General features: G+C 62.3%; 24 protein-coding genes. 13 read left to right on the top strand and 11 right to left on the bottom strand.

Features of this window, described 5'->3' with window-relative positions; genetic code table 11:
• Nucleotides 1–5 precede the first annotated feature (5 nt).
• The 3 genes from NKI37_RS24450 (at nt 6) to NKI37_RS24460 (ending at nt 3,413) form a co-directional block, all read left to right on the top strand.
• Nucleotides 6–1,346: a glycosyltransferase gene (locus NKI37_RS24450; RefSeq protein WP_023671915.1), complete on the top strand. Its 1,341-nt coding sequence runs from the start codon at nt 6–8 to the stop codon at nt 1,344–1,346.
• Nucleotides 1,347–1,549: 203 nt separating this feature from the next.
• On the top strand, nt 1,550–2,653 hold the full coding sequence (locus NKI37_RS24455) for a glycosyltransferase family 4 protein (protein WP_023823309.1): 1,104 nt from the start codon (nt 1,550–1,552) through the stop codon (nt 2,651–2,653).
• Nucleotides 2,654–2,735: 82 nt separating this feature from the next.
• Nucleotides 2,736–3,413, top strand: coding sequence for a polysaccharide deacetylase family protein (locus NKI37_RS24460; protein ID WP_352788565.1), 678 nt, complete (start codon nt 2,736–2,738; stop codon nt 3,411–3,413).
• Here the strand turns inward: NKI37_RS24460 and NKI37_RS24465 are convergent.
• Complete coding sequence (locus NKI37_RS24465; RefSeq protein WP_023686377.1) at nt 3,343–4,302, bottom strand: glycosyltransferase family 2 protein; 960 nt, start codon at nt 4,300–4,302, stop codon at nt 3,343–3,345. The two genes, NKI37_RS24460 and NKI37_RS24465, sit on opposite strands and share 71 nt — an antisense overlap.
• A 230-nt stretch (nt 4,303–4,532) precedes the next feature.
• Here NKI37_RS24465 and NKI37_RS24470 point away from each other — a divergent pair, with 230 nt between their 5' ends.
• The gene (locus NKI37_RS24470) at nt 4,533–5,297 is read left to right on the top strand and encodes a Stf0 family sulfotransferase (protein WP_023671911.1); all 765 of its coding nucleotides are present in this window, start codon (nt 4,533–4,535) and stop codon (nt 5,295–5,297) included.
• A gap of 141 nt (nt 5,298–5,438) precedes the next feature.
• Here the strand turns inward: NKI37_RS24470 and NKI37_RS24475 are convergent, their stop codons facing one another.
• The 3 genes from NKI37_RS24475 to flhA are packed head-to-tail and all read right to left on the bottom strand — an operon-like array spanning nt 5,439 to nt 8,660.
• A complete protein-coding gene (locus NKI37_RS24475; RefSeq protein WP_023671910.1) occupies nt 5,439–5,822 on the bottom strand; it encodes a hypothetical protein in 384 nt (127 codons plus the stop codon).
• Between the two features lies 1 nt (nt 5,823).
• Nucleotides 5,824–6,576 (bottom strand): flagellar biosynthetic protein FliR, encoded by a 753-nt coding sequence (gene fliR, locus NKI37_RS24480; protein WP_023714022.1) that lies wholly within the window; start codon nt 6,574–6,576, stop codon nt 5,824–5,826.
• The gene (gene flhA / locus NKI37_RS24485; protein ID WP_023671908.1) at nt 6,573–8,660 is read right to left on the bottom strand and encodes a flagellar biosynthesis protein FlhA; all 2,088 of its coding nucleotides are present in this window, start codon (nt 8,658–8,660) and stop codon (nt 6,573–6,575) included. The genes fliR and flhA overlap by 4 nt, the downstream gene beginning before the upstream one ends.
• Before the next feature lie 123 nt (nt 8,661–8,783).
• On the opposite strand from flhA, the gene NKI37_RS24490 reads away from it, so the two are divergent.
• A complete protein-coding gene (locus NKI37_RS24490) occupies nt 8,784–9,083 on the top strand; it encodes a putative quinol monooxygenase (RefSeq protein ID WP_023683279.1) in 300 nt (99 codons plus the stop codon).
• 39 nt (nt 9,084–9,122) lie between these two features.
• Here the strand turns inward: NKI37_RS24490 and NKI37_RS24495 are convergent, their stop codons facing one another.
• A complete protein-coding gene (locus NKI37_RS24495; protein WP_156941226.1) occupies nt 9,123–9,437 on the bottom strand; it encodes a hypothetical protein in 315 nt (104 codons plus the stop codon).
• A 170-nt stretch (nt 9,438–9,607) separates the two neighbouring features.
• Between NKI37_RS24495 and NKI37_RS24500 the strand changes: the two genes are divergently transcribed.
• From NKI37_RS24500 to NKI37_RS24535, 8 genes are all read left to right on the top strand, one after another.
• Nucleotides 9,608–9,877 (top strand): hypothetical protein, encoded by a 270-nt coding sequence (locus NKI37_RS24500; RefSeq protein ID WP_023683280.1) that lies wholly within the window; start codon nt 9,608–9,610, stop codon nt 9,875–9,877.
• A 90-nt stretch (nt 9,878–9,967) separates the two neighbouring features.
• Nucleotides 9,968–10,621, top strand: coding sequence for a helix-turn-helix domain-containing protein (locus tag NKI37_RS24505; protein ID WP_027049833.1), 654 nt, complete (start codon nt 9,968–9,970; stop codon nt 10,619–10,621).
• 37 nt (nt 10,622–10,658) lie between these two features.
• On the top strand, nt 10,659–11,735 hold the full coding sequence (locus NKI37_RS24510; RefSeq protein WP_023686368.1) for an extracellular solute-binding protein: 1,077 nt from the start codon (nt 10,659–10,661) through the stop codon (nt 11,733–11,735).
• A 22-nt stretch (nt 11,736–11,757) separates the two neighbouring features.
• Complete coding sequence (locus NKI37_RS24515; protein WP_352666925.1) at nt 11,758–12,627, top strand: ABC transporter permease; 870 nt, start codon at nt 11,758–11,760, stop codon at nt 12,625–12,627.
• Nucleotides 12,627–13,424 (top strand): ABC transporter permease, encoded by a 798-nt coding sequence (locus tag NKI37_RS24520; protein WP_023683284.1) that lies wholly within the window; start codon nt 12,627–12,629, stop codon nt 13,422–13,424. The genes NKI37_RS24515 and NKI37_RS24520 overlap by 1 nt, the downstream gene beginning before the upstream one ends.
• Nucleotides 13,421–14,536: an ABC transporter ATP-binding protein gene (locus NKI37_RS24525; RefSeq protein ID WP_023683285.1), complete on the top strand. Its 1,116-nt coding sequence runs from the start codon at nt 13,421–13,423 to the stop codon at nt 14,534–14,536. The genes NKI37_RS24520 and NKI37_RS24525 overlap by 4 nt, the downstream gene beginning before the upstream one ends.
• Before the next feature lie 50 nt (nt 14,537–14,586).
• Nucleotides 14,587–15,972: an NAD(P)/FAD-dependent oxidoreductase gene (locus NKI37_RS24530; RefSeq protein WP_023695740.1), complete on the top strand. Its 1,386-nt coding sequence runs from the start codon at nt 14,587–14,589 to the stop codon at nt 15,970–15,972.
• Nucleotides 15,973–16,030: 58 nt separating this feature from the next.
• Nucleotides 16,031–16,399 carry a cupin domain-containing protein gene (locus NKI37_RS24535; protein ID WP_081725355.1) on the top strand — a complete coding sequence of 123 codons (369 nt, stop codon included), beginning with the start codon at nt 16,031–16,033 and terminating at the stop codon, nt 16,397–16,399.
• A 23-nt stretch (nt 16,400–16,422) separates the two neighbouring features.
• Here NKI37_RS24535 and NKI37_RS24540 read toward each other — a convergent pair whose 3' ends face one another.
• From NKI37_RS24540 to flaF, 6 genes are all read right to left on the bottom strand, one after another.
• Nucleotides 16,423–18,066, bottom strand: a complete 1,644-nt coding sequence (locus NKI37_RS24540) for an MFS transporter (protein ID WP_023671898.1) — start codon at nt 18,064–18,066, stop codon at nt 16,423–16,425.
• 223 nt (nt 18,067–18,289) lie between these two features.
• Nucleotides 18,290–20,158: an asparagine synthase (glutamine-hydrolyzing) gene (gene asnB, locus NKI37_RS24545; RefSeq protein WP_023691732.1), complete on the bottom strand. Its 1,869-nt coding sequence runs from the start codon at nt 20,156–20,158 to the stop codon at nt 18,290–18,292.
• Between the two features lie 71 nt (nt 20,159–20,229).
• On the bottom strand, nt 20,230–20,496 hold the full coding sequence (gene fliQ / locus NKI37_RS24550; protein WP_023671896.1) for a flagellar biosynthesis protein FliQ: 267 nt from the start codon (nt 20,494–20,496) through the stop codon (nt 20,230–20,232).
• 24 nt (nt 20,497–20,520) lie between these two features.
• On the bottom strand, nt 20,521–20,928 hold the full coding sequence (gene flgD, locus NKI37_RS24555) for a flagellar hook assembly protein FlgD (RefSeq protein WP_023671895.1): 408 nt from the start codon (nt 20,926–20,928) through the stop codon (nt 20,521–20,523).
• Complete coding sequence (gene flbT / locus NKI37_RS24560) at nt 20,928–21,371, bottom strand: flagellar biosynthesis repressor FlbT (RefSeq protein WP_023671894.1); 444 nt, start codon at nt 21,369–21,371, stop codon at nt 20,928–20,930. Before flbT ends, flgD begins: the two co-directional genes overlap by 1 nt.
• Nucleotides 21,368–21,715, bottom strand: a complete 348-nt coding sequence (gene flaF / locus NKI37_RS24565) for a flagellar biosynthesis regulator FlaF (RefSeq protein ID WP_352788570.1) — start codon at nt 21,713–21,715, stop codon at nt 21,368–21,370. Before flaF ends, flbT begins: the two co-directional genes overlap by 4 nt.
• Nucleotides 21,716–21,733: the final 18 nt, after the last annotated feature.

Consider the following 21,733-nt stretch of genomic DNA (forward strand, 5'->3'; position numbering starts at 1 on the left):
TCGAAGTGACGCAATCAATCAAAACCCTGATCGTGTCGGAGTATTTTCCCCACCTGCCGGACCAGATGGTCCATGGCGTCTTCCAGAGGCTCCGGCGTCACGCCGATGCGCTGGGTAGTGTCGGTTCCGTCGATTTCGTTTTCATGTGGCCGTTGCACTGGTCCGAAAACGAAGACCGGCAACGTCAATCCGTCGAGGATTTTCGGCGGTCATGGTCTGTTGCCGGGCGGATCATACTGATTTCACCGCCCGCTCTGCCGTCTTGGTTCCGGCGCTGGCCGCGCGATCTTGGCATCCGCGACGTGATCGCCGCGACGCGCGGCGCAGTCAGTTTCACGGAGGGCCGGGTCACGATGCGTTCCAGCCGTATGGCGGAAGTTTCCCGGCTTGAGCAGGCGATCAGCGAGTTGAAGCCCGACCTCATCCTGGCGCATCGATTGGCGTCGACAGCGGCTCTGATCCGCACGGTGATGGATTTGCCTCCGGTGCTCGTCGACTTCGATGACCTCGAACATGTCGCCCTTGGCAGGTCTCGCCAGATGGAGCGCTCTCCCGCGAAACGCCTTAAACTGAGCCTGGTGTCCGCGGTCGCACGCCGAACAGAAAGACTCGTCGCGGGGTTTGCGACGGTGGGCCTCGTGTGTTCCGAGCATGATCGCAAAATCGTCGAAGAGCTTTCGCCGGGCGCCCGCATCGAAGTCGCACCCAATGCTGCCGTGATGACCGGCCGTTCCCCGATGCCTTCCGAGCCAACGGCTCTTTTTGTCGGCTACACCCGATATCCACCGAATGCCGAGGCTATCCTCTGGCTTGTTGGAAAGGTTTTTCCGCTGGTCCGGGCACGGCTGCCGCGAGCGCGGCTCCTCATCGCCGGTGATGGCGGCCGCGAACTTGGAATAGATGACGCCGGCGCAGGGGTAGAGACGCTAGGATTCGTTACGGATCTTTCATCTGCCTATGCGAGGGCAAGGGTTGTTGTCTGTCCGGTCAAGCGTGGCGGCGGCACACGGATCAAGATCATTGAGGCTGCGCTGTACGGCCGACCGGTCGTTTCAACTTCCATCGGAGCGGAAGGGCTCGGTTTCATCGATGGCAAGGAAGTGGTCCTTGCCAATGAGGAAGGGGCCTTTGCCGAAGCGATGGTCGAGTTGATGAGCAGCGATGAAAGGTCGGCCAGCATCGGCGCTGCAGCGGAGGAACGGGCACGCCAACTTTACGGCGCGGAACAGGTGCGTTCCAATCTGGCAGCGTTGGCAAGGTCGATGGTCGATCCGGACACTGCGCAGACATCGAAATCCGAACTGGACGCCGATGCAACAGTGAACACGCCGATAGCGTACCTATAAGCCAACGTGTTTCACGCAGTTGGTCGCGATCCACCATTGCATACCGGAGCCCCTCACAAGCCTCGAAAACTCCGAGGTTTTTTCACCAAAGCGTGAACGCTACATTCTTGTTTTTGTCGCATTCCTTTGTTTTCAAAGCGTTTCGACTGTGGGGGCCAAATATAGTGTTTTGCCGGGATTACTTCCGTTCCGAGGGCTGGTGAATGCGCTTCGGGATAGCGATCAGCAACCTGTCGACTTTCGGCGGGCTGCAACGGGATTGCCTCTCTATCGCCAGGAATATCGTGGCGGCGGGGCATGAGGTTACGATCCTGACCACGGAAATACGCGGGTCGATCGCAGACCCCGGCTGTTCGATCCAGATTGTAGAAGCCAACAATCGCACCAATCCCGGAAGGGATATCGCGCTTGGCGCCGCGCTGAAGGCGCATCGCCAGGGGTTTGACCGGATCATCGGTTTCAACAAGCTTCCGATGCTCGACATCTATTATTCCGGCGATCGCTCTTACGCGAAGATCAAGACAGGCGCGTGGCGCCCTTTTTCACCACGCCACCGAACCCAGATGCGGCTGGAGCAGCTTTGCTTTTCGCCAAGTTCGCGTACCAGCCTCATCATGCTGACCGAGCGCCAGCAAAATGAGTATCAGAGCGTCTGGAAAACGCCGGAGAGTCGGTTTCGACGCATTTCGCCCAATCTCGATCCGGCGAGGCGAATGCCGCATCTACGCACTGACGGAACGCGTGAACGCATCCGGGCTGAATTGGGCATTGCGGCAAACAGCAAGGTATGGCTGTCGATCGGCTCCTCGGCTTGGGTAAAGGGCTTCGACAGGGTGGCGGCCGCGCTGGAGGCATTTCCCGACTCGGTCTGGGTGGTGGTGGGCGTCGTGCCTGTCAGCGGCATGGGCAGCCGCCTGATCCAGAAGGTGACAATACACGCCCGGGGCCGAACAAAGATCATTGGAGTCCGAGACGACATACCGGCTGTTATGGCGGCGGCGGATCTCCTCATTCATCCTGCCCGAATCGAAACCACGGGAACGGTCATCGTCGAAGCCCTTGCCAATGGACTTCCGGTGATCACCACCGATACGTGCGGGTTTGCTCCCTTGGTCGAAAAGGCCGATGCCGGCGTCGTCATCGCCGGCGCGTACTCTTTTCGGGCGCTCGTCGAAGCCATCGCCATGGCACGAGCACCGGGCCAGCAAGCAGCATGGTCGTCACATGCCAAAGCTTTCGGCGGCGATCCCTCCTTATCCGATGGGCACGAGGAAGCGGCGCGCCTGTTTGTCGGAGAGCTTTGGTAGACACGGCCACATGCGCCGAGCCGAGGCTGTTGCTTTCAGGGGGGCTGGGCATTGGAGCAGAAACCTGACTATTTCGGGGTGCATGGCCGGCAAGATGAAAATCCCACGCTTCTCATCACCGTTTGACGCCCGGAAGCGTGACGCCGAGAAATTGCCGAAGCGCGTCTGGCTTACGCTCGACGATGGTCCGGAGCCCGGTCATACCGAGCAGATTTTGAAGGTGCTCGACCTTCATCGGATCAAGGCTACGTTCTTCGTGATTGGAGAAAAGGTGGCCGCTCATCCGGCCATCGTCCAGCGCGTCTTCGATGCGGGACACCGGATCGGAAACCATACGTTTTCGCATCGCCGTCTGACCGAGCTTAAACCAGCGGAAGTTCGCCAGGAGATCGAGAGCACCGGTAGTCTGATTTCCGCATTCACGCCGGGAGGGAAGATTTTTCGTCCGCCTTTCGGGGCTTTGAGCCGGGTCGTTTCAGAGATTGCGGATGAACTCGGGCATCGCACCCTTCTGTGGGATGTGGATCCAAACGATTGGGATCCTCACCGCCAGCCGAAGGGGTGGATCAGGAGCGCGCTTCGCGAAGTTCGAGCGAAGCGGGATTGCGTTATCCTCACCCACGATAGCCTGCCCACAACCGCTGAGAATTTCGACCTGTTCATCACGCTCCTGAAGAAAGCCGGCCCGATTACGTTCGAAGATCCAGCGACTCTTTGTGCGACCCACCTGGCCCTTCAGGCGTTCTCGTCGACCGATTGAGCCATAGCTTGAGCCGATACCGCCAGAACCGCCATTGCGTCCTTGCGGTCTTCGGCAAAGGCCTGGCGATCATGAGAAATCGTTCAGCTGTGCGGAAACTGCCGTGGAGGTAATGGACGCGGGCAATCTTGATGGCCAGAAGAGCTTCCCGCCTGCGCAATGTATCCTCGTCGATCCGAACAGTGCCAAGCTCGCGCAATGCCTTGCGCCAAATGAAAAACTGCGTAGCGGGCTGGACCAAAAGCCGATTGTCGGCCCGTGCAGTCGATATTTGGTAGGTCAGCACCGGGTTGGGCACCTTGTCGACGCCGGCCTGGGTCAACAGCCTTGCCCAGAACAGTGTGTCCTCCTCGTAGGCGACGCCTTCGGGAAAGCGGACTGTGCCGATCGCCAGGCTTCTGATCAGGGCAGCGCCGACGTTGATCGTCTCGCATTTGTCAATGAGATAATTGCCTGCGTTTTCGAGCTTTGATGGACCATATCCGGCTGGCGCGTCTATGAGCCGGTCAACGCCATCTGTGCGCCTGATATACGAGCCGACCACTATTCCGGTGCTCCCATGCTCGGTGCCCTTGCGCAGCAAGTTGCGCAGCCCATCCTTCAGATGGATGTCGTCGGCGTCGATGAAGTAGAGCCATGGCGAGACGGCCGTCTTTATGCCGACATTGCGGGCGGCGCCCGCCTGAAATCGGTCCACCCGTTTGACCAACACCGGAAGCCCGCTTTGCCGGCCGGTCTGTTCGGCGATTTCAGCGGTGCCGTCCGTCGATCCGTCGTCGACGATCAGGATTTCCTCGATGAGGTCGGCTTCCGAAGCCAGCGACCGGATCGTCGAAGCGATCGAACGCCCTGCATTGTGTGCAGGGATGATCACTGAAATGTCTTTCATCCGTATGCCCCCACCCGACATCAGCAGTTGCGATTTGCAGGTTCGGGTCAAGCCGCAGTTTGGCGCGGGCGCCTTCTTGCGGCAACTTTCCGGTGAACAGGAGCGCGCCGGTTCGCTTGCTCGCCGGCCGGCGACTGTTTTTCGGGCGTTCGGCTTTGCCTAGCGGCAAATTGAGATTTGTTCTGCGAGGAACGCCGTTATAAACCCATTGCTGTTGGAGGAGATACTCTTTGAAGGGCGTTGCGCTTTTAACCGTACCGAGAAGCGGCTCCGAATGGCTTGGAAGCCTTGCGAATGCCACAGGTTCCATGGGGTGTTTCGGGGAATGGCTGGATCCAGACCATCTCAAATTCGTGGCCCGCTCTTATGACGAGCTGGAAAGCGCCGTCCTCAAGGCCGGATTGTCAGAAAACGGGCGTTTCGCCATCAAGCTGTTCCCTGGCCATCTGCGTGAAACGCGAGAAACGTTTGAGAAAGACTTTCTGTTTGAAACGCTGAAGAAGCACGAAATCGGGTTGATTTTCCTTGAACGGCGAGACCGGCTCCGACAGGCCATTTCGTACTATCGCGCCAGTGTTTCCAGGCAATGGACCAACAGAGCAAGGGGAACGGGAGCGAAAGCCGCCTACGATTTCGCGGAGATCTCCCGAGCCTGCATTTCTCTTGAAGATGGGTACTCGTTCTGGTCGAAATATCTCGACATGCTTGGGCTGCCCCACAAGCATGTCGTCTATGAGGAGATGTTTGAGGATCCGACACCTTTTTTGGAAGCGGTCGCTGAGCATATGGGTGTTGGAGCTCCCGCCGAGAGACCGGCTTCTTCGATTCAGATCCAGCGCGATGGCCTGACAGAAGAATGGGCAGAGCGTTTTCGATCGGATGCCGCAGCCAACGGGATTATTGATCTGCTGCTTGAGGAGAGACCAGCTGTAAGGACGTTGTCCAATCTTCGGCGGTTCTTCAAAAAGCGGCCACTAACCAAAGCCTATTCGTAGGATATCGGGCTGCGCAGATGCAGAGGTCATCTCGCTCGAAGCTGACGCGTTTAAGATCGCGGTAAACCGCGGAACGTCCAATGCGCGCAAGCCAGCCTGTCGACAGGCCGCCGGAAATGCTTGCATTTACTGGAACCGCAGCTACTCGCCGCCTCGCCTCTGCGCGATCAGATCGAGCCGGTCGCGGTCGGAGCGTTCGCGTTCGTCGCGGCTTCGCACGTCCTTGTAGGCACGTTCGACCATGTTGGTGCGCGCCGTCGCAGTGGCGATGAGCGTGACCTCCTGCCTGGCGCTTTCCAGGCTCGCTTCCTGCCGGACCAGCGCATTGGCGATGCGGCGATGGTAGAGGTCAGGGAACAGCACCGCCATCGACTGGTCGGCGTCGAAATGCTGGACAAGTTCCTTGGCCTCGGTTTCGGCGGTTGCGGCTGCCGCCAGGAAGGCCGCATGGCGCGTCTCGTGCAGGGCCTTCAGCTGCTCCTGCACCTTGACCAGTTTCTTCAGCCGTTCCTTGCGCGTGCTCATCTCACCTCGCCAGCGTCAGATCGACAAAGCCGTCGACGAACAGCGACAGCATGGTGCCGATGGCGAAGTAGAAGATGATCATGCCGCCGGCGATGACGAAAGGCAGCGAGATGAAGTAGACCGGAATCTGCGGCGTCAGCTTGTTGACGAAGCCGATGGTCAAATTGACGAGGATGGCATAGGCGATGAACGGGCTGCCGAGCCGGATGACCAGGAAGAAGGCGTCCGACACCGTGTCGGTGAGATCGACCAGTGCGGCCTGCGGGTTGAAGAAGACGTTGACCGGCGCCACCGTGTAGGAGGCGACCAGAGCGCGGATGATCTCGTGGTCGAAATCGAAGACGAAGAGCAGCAGCAACGCTGAAAACGAGATGATGGCGGCGAGGGCCGCCTGCGGCTCTGGCTCCTCGATGGCGGGGCCGCCGGTGCCGCCATAGCCGATCAGCATGGCGATGGCCGAACCCATGAAGCGCAGCGCCTCCATGTAGAGCCTCGTCATCGCGCCGATCAGCCCGCCGACCAAAAGTTCGGAGATGATCATCGGTGCCAGCACCTGCGGACGCGCATCGACGAAGGGAAAGATCTTGTCCCACAGGAAGGCGAGCAGGCCACCGGTGGCGGCGATCGACGCGAACAGCCGGACCTGGACCGGCACGCGGGCGCTGGACAGGCCCGGCATCAGCATGAAGCAGGCGCCGATGCGACAGAAGGCGAGGAAGGCGGCGATGACGACGCCTTGCGACAGTATGTTCACGAGATCGTCCCGAGCACCTTGATCTCGACGCCCTTGGCGATTTCGACATGGGAGAGAACGGGAAGCGTCGTGAACAGGCGCTCGATGATCATGCGCACATAGGGGCGAGCATCGGGCGCGGTGACGAGGACAAAACGCTCGCCGGCCTCGAGATGCTTGCGGATCGCCTTGGTCGCGTCCTGGCCGAATTCCTCCAACTGGCGCGGGTCGATGTCGAATTCGCGCACCTCGCCCTTGGCGTCGCGCTTGAGGCTCTGGTGGAAGGCGAGATCCCAGCGGTTGCCGAGCCGCAGCACCTTGAGCATGCCGCCCTCGGAGAGATCGCCGCAGATCTGCTGGGCCATGCGGATGCGGACATGCTCGACGATCTGCTCGGTGCGGCGCACATGCGGTGCGATCTCGGCGATAGCCTCGATGATCAAATGCAGGTTGCGGATCGATACGCGTTCGGCCAGCAGCAGTTTCAGCACCGCCTGCAGGCCGGGATAGGAGATGTGCGAGGTGCAGATCTCGTCGGCGAGCTTGCGGTATTCCGGATCCTGGCGCTCGAGCAGCGCCTTCATGTCCTTGTAGGACAGAAGCTGCGGCAGGTTGTTGCGGATCACCTCGGACAAATGCGTGAGCAGCACCGACATGTTGTCGGCAAAGGTATAGTTCTCGCGCTTCAGATCCTCGGCGAAGGTTTCCAGCACCGAGAAGGCGCGCATGCCGAAGGCCGGCTCGCGGATTTCCTCGCCGGGAACGTCGGGCAAATCCCGGTTGCCGAGCAGCACCATGATCTCGCCGACGCGCATCTGGTATTCGGCGACGACGGTGCCGTGGACCTTGATCTGATAACTTTTCGGCGGAATGCCGAAATCGTCGGCGACGCGCACTTCCGGCACAACGAAGCCGTATTGCGTGGCAAATTTCTTGCGCATCTTGGCCATGCGGAACACCAGTTCCTGATGCGACACCAGCAGCCGCGTCGACAGCTGCTTGCCGATCAGAAGCTCGATCTCGGCGGTGGTCAGCGAAGCCTTGACCGAGTTCTTCTCTTCCTCGACTTTGTTCGCCTTCTCCAGATCCTTGATCGCTTCGGCGGCGGCAGCCTCGCGGTTGGCGCGCATCGGGATGACGTAGCCAAGGCCGGCCATGCCTGCAGCCAGCGTGAAGAACGGGAAGAACGGCAGGCCGGGCATCAGGCCGAGCAGGACGAGCAGCGAGGCCGCGACATAGAGCGCGCGCGGATGCGCGCCGAGCTGGCCGAACACCGCCTGGTTGGTCGAGCCGCGCGTGCCGCCCTTGGACACAAGCAGGCCGGCGGCGAGCGAAACGATCAGCGCCGGGATCTGGGTGACGAGGCCGTCGCCGACCGACAGTTTGATGAAGACATCGGCGGCTTCGCCCATGCCCATGCCGTGCCTGATGTAGCCGATGGCGATGCCGCCGACGATGTTGATTGCGGTGATGATGAGGCCGGCAATGGCATCGCCGCGCACGAATTTCGAGGCACCGTCCATCGAGCCGAAGAAGGAGGATTCCTCTTCCAGCTCGCGGCGGCGCAGTTGCGCTGTCTTGTCGTCGATCATGCCGGCGGACAGGTCGGCGTCGATCGACATCTGCTTGCCGGGGATGGCGTCGAGGGTGAAGCGGGCGCCGACTTCGGCAATACGGGTGGCGCCTTTGGTGATGACGATGAAGTTGACCACAATCAGGATCATGAAGACGATCAGGCCGATGACGAAATCGCTGGCCATCACAAGTTTGGAGAAGCCGGCGATGACATAGCCGGCGGCGTGCGTGCCCTCATTGCCGTGCGACAGGATCATGCGCGTGGTGGCGATGTTGAGCGATAGCCGTAGCATGGTGGCGATCAGCAGCACGGTCGGGAAGGACGAGAAATCGAGCGGCCGCTGGATCCACAGCGCCACCATCAGGATCAGCACCGACAGTGCGATCGAGAAGGCGAGGCCGATGTCGATGAGGAAGGCCGGGATCGGGAGGAACAGCACGGCCAGGATGATGACGATGCCGATGGCGAAGAAGACATCGCGGCCGTTCTTGGCCACTGTTCCTGTCGCTAAGCTTTCGCTGACGGCCATATCGTCCCCAATCACAAGCCTGCCGAGCACGCGACAGCCCTTCGAGCCTAACCGGTCAAGCTTGCGCGAGGGTGGGAGGACTGGTTACTTGCCAGGACGACAGAGGCCTTGAGGAGAGAGATCATGCTGGTGATCATCGGCACCATTCGCCTGCCTGCGCAACGGCTCGACGAGGCAAGGCCGGCCATGCGGCGCATGATACTGGGCAGCCGTGCGGAGCCCGGCTGCATCGAATACTCCTACGCGCAGGACGTGCTCGACGTCGGGCTCATCCATGTAACCGAGGTGTGGAGCGACAGGGCCGCGCTCGACGCGCATTTCCGCTCGCCTCACATCGCCGATTGGCGGGCGAGTTGGGCATCGCTCGGCATAGGCGAGCGCAACCTCATGCTCTATGAGGCCGGCGAGCCGAAGCCGATCTGAGGACCGGGCACAGTCAAGAAGGCGTGGGCCCAAGAAAGTCTAGCAGGCGTTGACCTGTCTGCAGGACCATCCGCCGCCATCGGTATCGTGGCAGTCTTCATAGCTGCCGTAGCAGGTGTTCGTCGAATTGCGATACCAAGGGTAGCCGCCAGGACAGCAAACATCTTGTTGTGCAGTCTGGATAAATTCCTTTGCCGGCCGGCTTTGGCTTTCCGGATTGCCTCCCGCCAACAAAAGAGACATCGGGTGTGACACAACAGACCTAACCGGCATATCCATGCTTGAATTGCTCACCGCAGACGAGCTCAAAAAAATCATGCCAACAGCTAATGAAAAAAATCCCCGCGCACTCATGTTCTCCTCCTTGAGGGAAATAGAGACGGGCAAAAATAACACAGCTGCGTCGATTGCGTAAGCGATCGCTCATATACCTCGACACGCTCGCGGGGAATTGAAGCGGGGCGGCAAGCCTGACTGCTCCTCAGCGCCAGAATGGCGCCGCAAGCAGCCGGCATTATGTCGGCGTGCTGATCGTCGCCGAACTGCACAGCGATCCGTCCGATGGTGAGACGCCGGTGCTGGCGCCGGCCAAATTCCGGCATGCGGTGCTGGTGCCGACCATGAACGTCCAGTCCACCGCCGAAACCATCCAGCGCGCCGTCGCGGAGGAACTGGCGGTGGTCGAGAATTTCGACAACCGGGCCGTTGTCGGGCTTTTGACCGAGGGCCATCTGATACGGCGCTACGCCGAGGAACTCGACAAGGCGCGGCGCGACCTGTCGGGCGAAGACTAGGCCTCGGCCGGCATCTTAAATGTCCCTACTCGGCGCTTGCCACGTGTACAGTGTCACTGTACAAATTGTTCAGTGGGAGAAAAAGACGGGATGAGCACCGACCAGGCTCCGGTCAAGAATGGCGTCGCCTCGACGGCGACGCATGCCCATCAGATGCTGGGCCAGCGGCTGAAGAGCCTGCGTCTCGGCCGGCGGCTTTCGCTGCGCGAACTCGCCGAGCTGACCGGGACCAGCGCCAGCTTCATCAGCCAGCTCGAGCGCGGCCTGACCGGCGCCAGCACCGCCTCGCTCAACCAGATGGCCTCGGCGCTTGGGGTGAGCGTGGCGATGCTGTTCGAGGATAGTGCCGCCGGGCAGCGCGGGGTCTTGCTGCGCAGCGAGCGGCCGAGCCTGCCGCCCAGCGACGGCTGCCGCAAGATGCTGCTCTCGCGTCCCCCTTTAAGCGACATGGAAGTCTATGTCGGCGAGTTCGAAATCGGCGGCTCGACCGGCCCAGCGCTCTACACCCATGGCGACGCGCACGAGATGCTCGTCGTGCTGCGCGGCATCGTCGAGGTTTCGCTCGGCGATGTCAGGCATGTGCTGGAAGAGGGCGACAGCATCGAATACGCGACATCGACAGCACATCGCTCAGAGAACATCGGCAGTGGCCGAGCCGAGGTGATGTGGATCATTGCGCCACCGACTTCGGTGCGCGCCGAACTCGATCAATACAGGGCCTGGAAACCGCTCGCAGCCAGGTAGGTTCAATCCATGCGGGTCAAATGGGAGAACAATAATCATGCTGAAAACAAGACATCTTGGCCTTGGCGCCGTGCTGGCGCTCGGCGTTCTGGCAACCGCAGCGTTCGCGCAGGAAAAGCCTGTCGCGGGTGAGGTCAAGGAAGGCTCGCTCAAGGGCAAGACGCTGACGCTCGTCTCCTATGGCGGCATCTACCAGGACGGCCAGGCCGCCGCGCTCAAGGAGTTCGTCGAAAAGTCCGGCGCCACGCTGCTCAATGACGGGCCGACAGAGATCGCCAAGCTGCAGGCGCAGGTCGAATCCGGCAACGTCACGTGGGACGTCGTCGACACCGCCGACCTGCCGCCTTACGTCTATTGCGGCAAGCTGTTCCAGAAGCTTGATTTCAGCAAGCTCGACGTCTCCAAGGTGCCCGAGGGCCAGGTCGGCGAATGCTCGGTGCCGGCCATGAACTACGGCGTCGTGCTGATGTACAACAAGGAGAAGTATGGGGATAACCCGCCCAAGAACTGGGCCGATTTCTTCGACACGGCAAAATTCCCCGGCACGCGCGCGCTCGACGGTTCGGGCGACCCGACGGGCGGCCTGCTGGAGCAGGCGTTGAAGGCGTCTGGCGGCGACCCGAAGGCGATGACGGTGGCCGACATCGACAAGGCCATCGATGTCATCCGCAAGCTCGGTCCCGACACGATCTATTGGAAGACCGGCGCTGAATCGCAGCAGCTTGCCGAATCTGGCGAAGCCGACATGCTGATGATGTGGACCGGACGTGCCATGACGGCGGTGAAGAACGGCGCCAAATATGCGCCGGCCTGGCAGGACTGGCTGGTGGTGATGGACCAGATGACCATTCCGGTCGGCGTCAAGGATACGGATGCGGCTTATGCGCTGCTCAATGCCTATCTCGGCAAGGGGGCGCAGGAGATCCTGGCGCAGCAGACCTCCTATACGCCGATCAACAATGACGCGCAGCCCAAGGTCGATGCGTCGGTCGCCGCCTTCCTGACCAACACGCCCGAGCGCCAGAAGCAGGGTTACAAGCAGAACATCAAGTTCTGGGTCGAGAACTTCCCGGTGGCGCAGGAGAAGTGGTCGGCGCTGATGGCAGGCAACTGAACAGCCAAGTGAGAGCCAGGCCGTGAGCGCGTCCGAACCCATCGCCCAACCCGCCGCCCATGCGCGGCCGGGTCGGGCATGGCCGTTCGCGCTCACGGCGCCGGCGCTCATCCTGCTTGTCGCGGTGATCGGCTACCCGCTGCTCACCATCGTACTGCGCAGCCTGTCGGAACCTGAGTGGGGGCTGCGGAACTATGCCTGGTTCTTCGGCGCGCCGGTCAACCTGACAGTGCTGCAGCGGACTTTCGTCATTTCGGCCTGGGTGACGCTGGTCTGCGTCATCGCGGCCTATCCCTATGCCTATCTGATGACCGCGGTCGGGCCGCGCGTCCGGCTGGTGCTTGTGCTTTGCGTGCTGATCCCGTTCTGGGTGAGTGGTGTGGTGCGAACGCTGTCATGGGTGATCCTGCTGCAGGATTCGGGCGTCATCAATTCGTTGCTGCGCTCGGTCGGGTTCGGCGGCGTCAAGCTGATCCGCACCCAGACCGGCGTTGTCATCGGCATGGCGCAGGTGCTGTTGCCGTTCATGATCCTGCCGCTCTATTCCGTGATGCAAGGCATCGACCTCAGGCTGATGCGTGCGGCGCAAAGCCTCGGTGCGCGGCCGTCGCGCGCGTTCTTCACCGTCTATCTGCCGCTGTCGCTGCCCGGCGTCTATGCCGGCGCGATCATCGTCTTCATCCTGTCGCTCGGCTTCTACATCACGCCTGCTTTGCTCGGCGGCCCGCGCTCGACCATGCTGTCGACGCTGGTGCAGACGCAGGTGCTGAGCCTGCTGCAATGGGGCAGGGGCGGCGCCATGGGCGTCGTTCTGCTGGTCACCACCTTCGTGCTGCTGGCGCTGGCAGCACCCGTGATGCGGTCCAGGCATCGGGAAGCGGGGCGGCGCTAATGGAGATGAAGCCGCTCACCCGCGTTCTTCTCGGGCTCGTCTGCCTGCTGGTGGCGATATGGCTGGTGGCGCCGACGCTGGTCGTGGTGCCGATGTCGTTCAACGAAAACAAATCGCTGGCGTTTCCGCCGCAAGGCTTTTCCTGGCAGTGGTACCAGAATTTCGCCACCAATCCGGACTGGTCGAACAGCTTCCTGAACTCGCTGAAAGTCGCCTCCATCGTTGCCGTCGTGGCAACGGTGCTCGGCACGCTTGCCGCCTTCGGCCTCGACCGCATGAAGGCGCGGCCGGCGAACCTTTTGCGTATGCTGATGCTGACGCCGATGGTGGTGCCGGGCGTGGTGCTGGCGATCGGCATCTATGCCGTCTATCTCGACACGCAGCTCGTCGGGACGCTGCTCGGCTTCGTGCTGGCCCACACCATCCTTGCGCTGCCCTTCGTGCTGATCGCGGTCTCGGCCAGTCTCGAAGTGTTCGACCGCCGGCTGGAGACAGCCGCAGCCAGCCTGGGCGCCGGCGCACTGACCACGTTTCGCACGGTGACGCTGCCGCTGATCGCGCCGGGCGTGCTCTCCGGCCTGCTGTTCGCTTTCGCCACCTCGTTCGACGAGATTGTCGTGTCGCTGTTCATCACCAACCCCTATCTCAAGACATTGCCGGTGCAGATTTTTGCCTCGATCACGCGCGACGCAGATCCGACGGTGGCGGCTGTCGGCACGATCCTGCTTTTCGCGACCACGATCCTGATCGGCGGCGGCATGCTCCTTCTTGGCCGCGAGCGGAAAGGACGCCAATGAATCCGAAGCCGACAAGCAAGGGCGCGGCGATCGATCTCGAAGCGATCAGCAAGGCCTATGGCGGCTTCAAGGCGCTGGACGGCGTGTCGCTGCGCATCGAGCCCGGCGAGTTCATGACGCTGCTCGGCCCCAGCGGCTCGGGCAAGACGACGACGCTCAACGTGATTGCCGGTTTCACCGATGTCACCAGCGGCAAGCTTCTGGTCGGGGAAAAAAGCGTCGTCGGCGTGCCGGCGCACAAGCGCAACATCGGCGTCGTCTTCCAGCATTACGCGCTGTTCCCGCATATGAGCGTCGGCCGCAACGTCGCCTATCCGCTGACGCTGCGCGGCGTCGACCAGGCGACGCGGCAGACACGCGTGGCAAGGGCGCTCGACATGGTCAAGATGGGCGATTTCGCGCATCGCTATCCCAGCGAATTGTCGGGCGGCCAGCAGCAGCGCGTGGCGCTGGCGCGCGCCATCGTCTTCGACCCGCCGCTGCTCCTGATGGACGAGCCGCTCGGCGCGCTCGACAAGAAGCTGCGCGAATGGCTGCAGCTCGAGATCAAGCGCATCCACCGCGAGCTCGGCACCACCTTCGTCTATGTCACGCACGACCAGGAAGAGGCGCTGGTGCTGTCCGACCGCGTCGCCGTGTTTAACCGCGGGCACATCGAGCAGGTCGGCACCGGCCGCCAGCTCTATGACGAGCCGGCAACGCTGTTCGTCGGCCGCTTCATCGGCGATTCCACCGTGCTGCGCGGCGAGGCGCGCAGCGATGGCAACAGCACCGCGCTGAGCATCGCCGGCGAGACGGTGACGGTACCGCGTAAGCTGTCGGGAGAAGCCAGCCCGGTGATGCTGCTGCGTCCCGAAAAGCTCGCGATCCGAAGAGCCGGCCAAAGTGCTGCCAATGGCGCCAACCGCCTGTCGGGGACGATCGCGGAAGCCATCTATCTCGGCTCGGAATCGAAATACGAAGTTAAGCTCGCCGACGGCTCGGCCGCGATCGTGCGCTCACCGCTGACCGGCGAGAGTTTTGGCCTCGGCGACAAGGTCGAGCTCTGCTTCGACGGCAGCGACGCCAAGCTGCTGGCGGACGACGCAAGCGCCGACACCACACTCACCTGATTCCATCTGGCCTGATCCCATCTGGCCTGATCTCATCTGAAAGTCATTCCATGCAAGCCAAGCGCAACGGCGACATATCGTTCTGGTATGCGGATCTGGGGGCGGTTCCCGTTCCGCGCCCGTCCTTGCCTGGAAACATCGAGGCCGATGTCGCCATTGTCGGCGCCGGCTATACCGGCCTGTGGACCGCCTACTATCTGAAAAAGGCGAAGCCATCGCTGCGCGTCGTGATCGTCGAGCGCGAATTTGCCGGCTTCGGCGCTTCGGGGCGCAATGGCGGCTGGCTGTCGGGCGGCTTCAGCTGGTCGCGCGAAAAATATCTCAAGACATCGAGCCGCCAAGGCGTGATGGCGATGCAGGCGGCGATGGCAGGCTGCGTTGATGAAGTGATCCGGGTCGCGACCGAGGAAGGCATCGACGCCGACATTCGCCGCGTCGACAATCTGACGGTGGCCACCAACGCAGCGCAGTTGGAGCGCGTGCGCGAAGAATGCGAGACGATCCGTTCCTGGGATGTCGACCCGAACCGCGTCGAGATGCTGGACGCCGCCTCAACGCGCACGCGCATCAACATCCGTAACGTCATGGGCGGCTTCGTCGTCCATGGCCAGGCGCGGGTGCAGCCGGCCAAGCTGGTGCGCGGGCTTGCCGATGCCGTCGAGCGGCTGGGCGTGCCGATCTATGAGAAGACGACGGTGACAAGCATCGCCAAGGGCAGCGTGACGACGGACCGCGGTACGGTGCAGGCGGAGACGATCATCCGCGCGACCGAGGGTTTTACATCAGGCATCCCCGGCGAGGAGCGGACCTGGCTGGCGCTCAACAGCGCGCAGATCGTGACTGAGCCGCTGCCTGCCGACCTGTGGCGCGACATCGGTTGGGAAGGGCACGAACTGCTCGGCAATGCGGCGCATGCCTATTGCTATGCCCAGCGCACGCGTGAGGGACGCATCACGATGGGCGGACGCGGCGTGCCTTATCGCTACGGCTCGCGCACCGACGTCAACGGCCAGACGCAGCAGGCCACGATCGACCAGCTGCACACGATCCTGACGACGCTCTTGCCGCAGACCAAGGGATGCCGCATCGATCACGCCTGGTGCGGCGTGCTCGGCGTGCCGCGCGACTGGTGCACCACGGTCGGCCTCGATCCCGCGACCCGCATCGGCTGGGCCGGCGGCTATGTCGGCCTCGGCGTGTCCAGCTCCAACCTTTCGGGGCGCACGCTGGCTGACCTTGTTCTCGGGGCAAACACCGAGCTGACGAAGCTGCCCTGGGTCAACCGCAAGGTCAGGCCATGGGAACCGGAGCCCTTCCGCTGGCTGGGCGTGCATTCGATGTACCAGCTTTATCGCATTGCCGATGGCCGCGAGGCGGCAGGGCTTGCGCGCACCTCGAAGCTGGCCGCGTTGGCCGACAGCATCACCGGCCACTAAAGCCATTTGTTCTCACGCAATTCCGGGGCAGACCCCTTTCCTGGAATTGCTCTTATCCATGGAGCTAGACTTGATCGATCTTTCGACCTTCCACGATCTCGCCAAGGCCGAGATCGGCGCGTTCTCTCCTAAGCCAAGCTCGATTGAAGGCGATCAGGTCGAGGCCGTGCGCTCGTTCTTTCAATCGCCTGACGGGACTGTCGATGTCGGCATCTGGGAATGCACGCCCGGCCGCTTCACCGCCGATCGTTCGGACTCGTCGGAGATCTGCCACATCATTTCGGGGCGCGTGGAACTGAGCCGCATCGATGGCGAGGTGCGGGAACTCGGTCCGGGCGATCTCCTCGTCCTGCCGCAGGGCTGGAAGGGCGAGTGGCTGATACGCGAGACCACGCGCAAGCTCTACATGATCCAGAGCGCCGGCTGACCGGCGCTACGGCTATGGCGAGCTCAGTGATCGATCGGCCCCTTCGGCGAGACCAGCGCGGTGCCGGCGGTCGTCGGGCGCTCGATCAGGCGGCGCACGCGCGGCGGTTCGTCGCCGCTGTGCAGCGCCCGCACCCGCTCGCCGACGACGGCGTCGGCATGGGTGGCGCGCCGGTTGTGGCGGATGTATTCCAGCCAGGTCGGCGTGTGGTAGTGTTCGATCCAGACTGCGGGATTTTCTAGGTCCCGAGCCAGCGTCCAGTTGCGGGCGCCGTCGCGGCGGCGGATGCGCCCGCGCTCGGCCATGGTGGCGAGGAATTCGGGTACATCTTCGTCGCGGATAATGTACTCTATCATGATGGCGATGGGGCCGCTGCGCGGCTTCAGGTCGAGGCCGAGATGCGGCTCCTTGAAGCGGTTGAGCGGGTCGAGGTTGAGAGTCGTCTGCTGCGGCAGCGGCAGGAACAGGCCGATGGCGCCGCCAACAAGCATCGCGATGGCCGCCGCAATCAGCGCGGTTTCGGCGCCATGCGCATCGGCAACGACGCCCCAGATCCAGCTGCCCAGCGCAATGCCGCCGAAGGTCGCCGTCTGGTAGACCGACAGCACCCGGCCGACGACCCAGCGCGGCGTCGACATCTGCACCGTGACGTTGAAATGCGACAGCGCGATCACCCAGCAGGCGCCGCCGATGAGCAAACCCGCCGCAGTCTGCCAGGCATTGAGGCTGATGGCGGCATTGAAGGCGCAGACGGCAAAGCCGGCGAAGGCCATCCGCACCATCGTCTCGCTGGACAGCAATTGTCTGAGACGCACGCTTATCAGCGCGCCGCCGACGGCGCCGATGCCGAAGGCGCCGAGCATGATGCCGTAGGTCAAGGCATCGCCCTTGACGACGTCGCGCGCCACCAGCGGCAGCAGCGCCAAAACCGCGCCGGCGCTGAAGCCGAAGGCGGAGCCCCTGACCAGCACCTTGCCGATGTTGGGCGACATGGCGACATAGCGCAGGCCGGCGCCCATGGCGGCGCCCAGCGTCTCGCGCGGCAGCGTCGAGACCGGCAGCTCCGGCTTCCAGCGGAAGAGCACGATGATGAGACCTATATAGCTCAGCGCATTGGCGGCGAACGCAGCAGCCGCACCAGCGGCGGCAACGATGATGCCGCCGATCGCCGGGCCGACGCTGCGTGTCAGGTTGAAGCCCAGTGAATTGAGTGCAACCGCGGCCGGCAGCTTGTTGCGCGGCACCATGTCGCCGACCGATGCCTGCCAGGACGGGTTGTTGAGCGCCGTGCCGCTGTCGATTAGGAAGGTGAAGGCAAGCAGCGTCCACGGCGTCATCCAGCCGTTCCAGGTGAACAGCGTTAGAAGTGCAGAGACGACCAGCATGAAGATTTGGGCGATCAGCATCACCTTGCGCCGGTTGAAGCTGTCGGCGATGGCGCCGGCGACGAGTGCAAACAGCATGATCGGCAGAGTGGCCGAGGCCTGGACCAGCGCCACCTGATAGGGCGACGTGGCGATGGTGGTCATCATCCAGGCGGCGCCGACGCCCTGGATCAGGCCACCGAAATTCGACACCAGGCTGGCCGACCAGACGGCGCGGAAGATGCCGTGCCGGAACGGCGCCAGCGCCGAAACGCGTTCGCTGTCCGGCTCGTCATCGATCATCAGACCTGTCCCACCTTAACGTGCTGGTTTCGTCCGCGGGGACGACAATCATGGCATCCGTTTGAAATAGAGCACGACATCCAAAAGGGCGAACGCGTCTTCGAAAAAGATCATGGTCCAACAACAGGATAGCAAGGCGAAAATACGTCAGCCGGGAATGGTCCGCTACCCAGAGCGATGTTCTCATTGGTCCACTGCGCGGGGCTGTCGGCCGCGCGCGAAGTCAGCTTCTGTCCCGGGCAGCGGTATGCAAGGCTTCGGTCAGCGTGCCTGTCGTCTCGCCGCCGGCGTGAAGGCGCAGGAAAAGCTCCATGCCGACAAGCCGCAGCCTGGACGGTTGCTCGCGCCGCGCCAACTGGACCATGTCCTCCAAATTCGCGGCGGGCCATTTCAAGGCATCGCGCAGGAAACCGCCGCGTAGCAAAGTCTCCGTGCCGGCCGAAAATTGCGACGACATCTCGAAGCCGATCTTGCGCGCCTGGACGTTCTGGCGCGGAATATGCTTTTCAGCGACCTTTCGCAAAAGCCATTTTCCTGTTTTGTCGCGGTATTTCTGCCGCCTCGGCAAATGGATGGCGAAGTCGATCAGGCGGTTTTCCAGGAACGGGACCCGCAGTTCCACGGACGCCGCCATGCTCAGCCGGTCGTGCCGGTGCAGGATGTCCTGCAGATGCGAATAGAGGTCGTAGAGGCAACTACCGAGAAAGGCGCGATCCGCGGGCGGCATAACCGGCTCCAGGCGGTCGAAGATCTCGGTTTGCAGAAAATTCAGCTCCGGCGACAAAGCACGCAGGACCATGCTGCGATCCATTTGTGAGTGGCTTCCAGCCGAGACCTTGTAGGGGGCATGACGCTGTTGCTCGAATCTCCGGTCGAGCGAGCGCTTCGAATGGACCAGGCGCCGGGGCCACGACCAGGAACGCCACTTCTTCATGCTCAAGGCCTGCAAGGGGTAGCCGCCAAACAATTCGTCTGCGCCTTCGCCGGTGAGCAGCACCTTGACGCCATCGGCCCGGCATCGTTCGGCAAGCGCCAGCAGTGCGACATGGCTGGCGTGCCAGCCATCGCTTTCAAGATGCCAGATTACCCTTGGCCAAAGTTCGAAAAACCGGTTCCTGTCGACCGGCACCCGGCGCAAGGGCACGCCGACATGGCGGCCGGTGCGTTCGGCGTCTTCGGCCTCGCTGTTGCCGAGCTGCGGGTCGACGACATAACCGTGGACTTCCGGCCTGAACCGCTTTGCCAGCGCCGTTATCAGGCCGGAATCGACACCGCTGCTGCAGGCGGTGGCAACGCTGGTATCGGCGATGCAGTGAAGTCCGACGCTGTCCTTGAGCAACGCCTCGAGCGTCGCCATGTGTTCAGCATCAGCGGATGCATCGCCGGTAATGCGCGCGGTCTCCAGCACGTCCAGCACATGCCAGAAGCGGCGCTTCTCGATAACGCCATCGGTGATCTTCCACAGGCCGGCGGGCGGCAGGCGCTCGATGCGGTCGAACAGGCTGTAGCTGGAATCGCGGCTCTGCCAGGCAAGCCGCAAGGTGATCTCGCGGCTGTCGATGTCGCGCGGAAAACCGTCGCAGGCGAGGATCGCCTTGTCCTCCGAGGCGAACAGGATTCGCTCCGGCGTGTCGGCCACCGACATCGGCTTGATTCCAAGACGGTCACGCGCAAGCCACAGCGCACTGCTGCGAGCGTCGAAATAGGCGAAGGAAAACATCCCGTCGAACAGCGGCACGGCTTTTTCGGGGCCCCAGTGATGCAAGGCTTCGAGAACCACTTCGGCATCGCAGATGGTTCGAAAGACGACGCCTTGCGCCTGCAGCGTTTCGCGCAGCGAGCGGTAATTGTAGACCTCGCCATTGTAGACGAGAACGCCATCGCCGGAAGAAGTCAGCATCGGCTCACGGGCGGCGGGCGAGGGATCGATGATGGTAAGTCGGCGGTGACCGAGCGCCAGCCGATTGTTGTGCCAGCTGTCATGATCGTCGGGGCCGCGATGTACCAACGCCTGCATCATGCTGGCGACATCCGACAGGTCGTTGGCGTCGATCGGGTTTCGTTTGCGCCAGACGCCGGCTATTCCGCACATGGCCTGCCGGTGAGTTCTGCCTGAGTCATGGCCTGCAATCTAGCCGGAACACAGCCGCCTGCAAGCGCTGCCTAGAACCCGTTTTCAATGCGCTCGAAAATGACGTTGGTGAAGGCCGAGATCTGGCTGCCGATGAACGGACCGGTCAGCGCCACGACCAGCATGATGGCGACGATCTTGGGCACGAAGGTCAGGGTGATTTCCTGGATCTGGGTCAGGGCCTGGATCAGGGCAATGCCGATGCCGACCACCATGGCGACCAGCACCACCGGCGCGGAAGCAACAAGCACCGTCCATACCGCGTACTGGACGATGTCGAGTGCGTCGGCCTCGTTCATGTGAGCGCGCCTCTATGGAACTGTCTAGCTGGCCGGCTTTATCGAAACGCCCGCGCCGACCGGCACTTCGGTGCCGTTCTGCAACACGGCGATCACGCCGTTGCTTGCAAGCTTGACCGAGGCCACGACGCCGGTCGTCTTGCCGTCGGCCGAGGTGATCGAGCGGCCGATCAAGGCATCGGCCTGCGACAGCGCCGAGGACTGCATGATCTGGTCGAGCTTGGTGTTGGTCTGCACCGATTGCTCTACCTGCGAGAAGGTGGCGAGCTGGGCGACATACTGCGTCGAATCCATCGGTTTCGTCGGATCCTGGTTCTTCATCTCGGCGATCAACAGCTTCAGGAACGACTGGTAGTCGACCGCTGTCTTCGACGTCTGCTGGGTGCCCTGGTTGGCGCCCGTGGGGATCGTCGTCGTCATGTCCACATTCATCAGTATTGTGCTCCCACGGCCAGCGGGCGCTTCGCACCCTGAACATCGTCATTGCCGCCAAGTGCGCGGCGTTCGAGCGGATAAAGCGCACGGATAGCCTTCAGCGCTTCATAGATATGGTCTTCGCCGACCATGCGGTCGATCTGCTTCAGCGCGCCACTGATCTGCTCATCCTCGAAGCTTGCCAAAAGCAAGGGCAGCGAGCGGCGGAACATGGCGCGCGCCTCGATGGCGCCGGCCGGGTTCATCAGCATCACCTGCAGGATGAAATAGAGCTGCTTGAGCGGCGTCAAGGCATCGTCGGCCTGGATGACATGGTTCTCGAGCAGGAACTGTACGTCGTTCATCAGCTCGACGGTGACCTTGCGGTCGACGCGGATGACGGCGCCGTTGATGTAGATCTTCTCGTTCGGCTTCAGCGATATCTTCAGCGTGTTGGTCATTGAATGCCGTCCCGGATGATCTGGGACACTTTGATCAGCCCTTCGAAATTGTCGGTGCGGCCCTGGCGGATGTCCTCGGCCTCGCGCAGCAGCCACAGGCCGATGGAGATGAGGTTGGCGCGCAGTTCCTTGGGCAGGACATTGTCGCTGGAACCGAGATCCTCGACGAAGGTGGTCCAGACCCGGTTGGTGAAGTGCAGCGCTTCGACCGCCTCCATCGAGGTGTGGCCGACCGCCGCCGCCGCCGCCAGCATTTCGATCGAGCGGGTCAAAAGCTGCCGCTCGCGATCTTTCGCATCGGCAACGGAGTCGGTCTGGATGTCGGCGTAGGAGAATTGGTACATCGTTTGGCTCTACCGTTG

Source organism: Mesorhizobium sp. M0626 (assembly GCF_040320665.1).
Classification (GTDB): Bacteria; Pseudomonadota; Alphaproteobacteria; order Rhizobiales; family Rhizobiaceae; genus Mesorhizobium.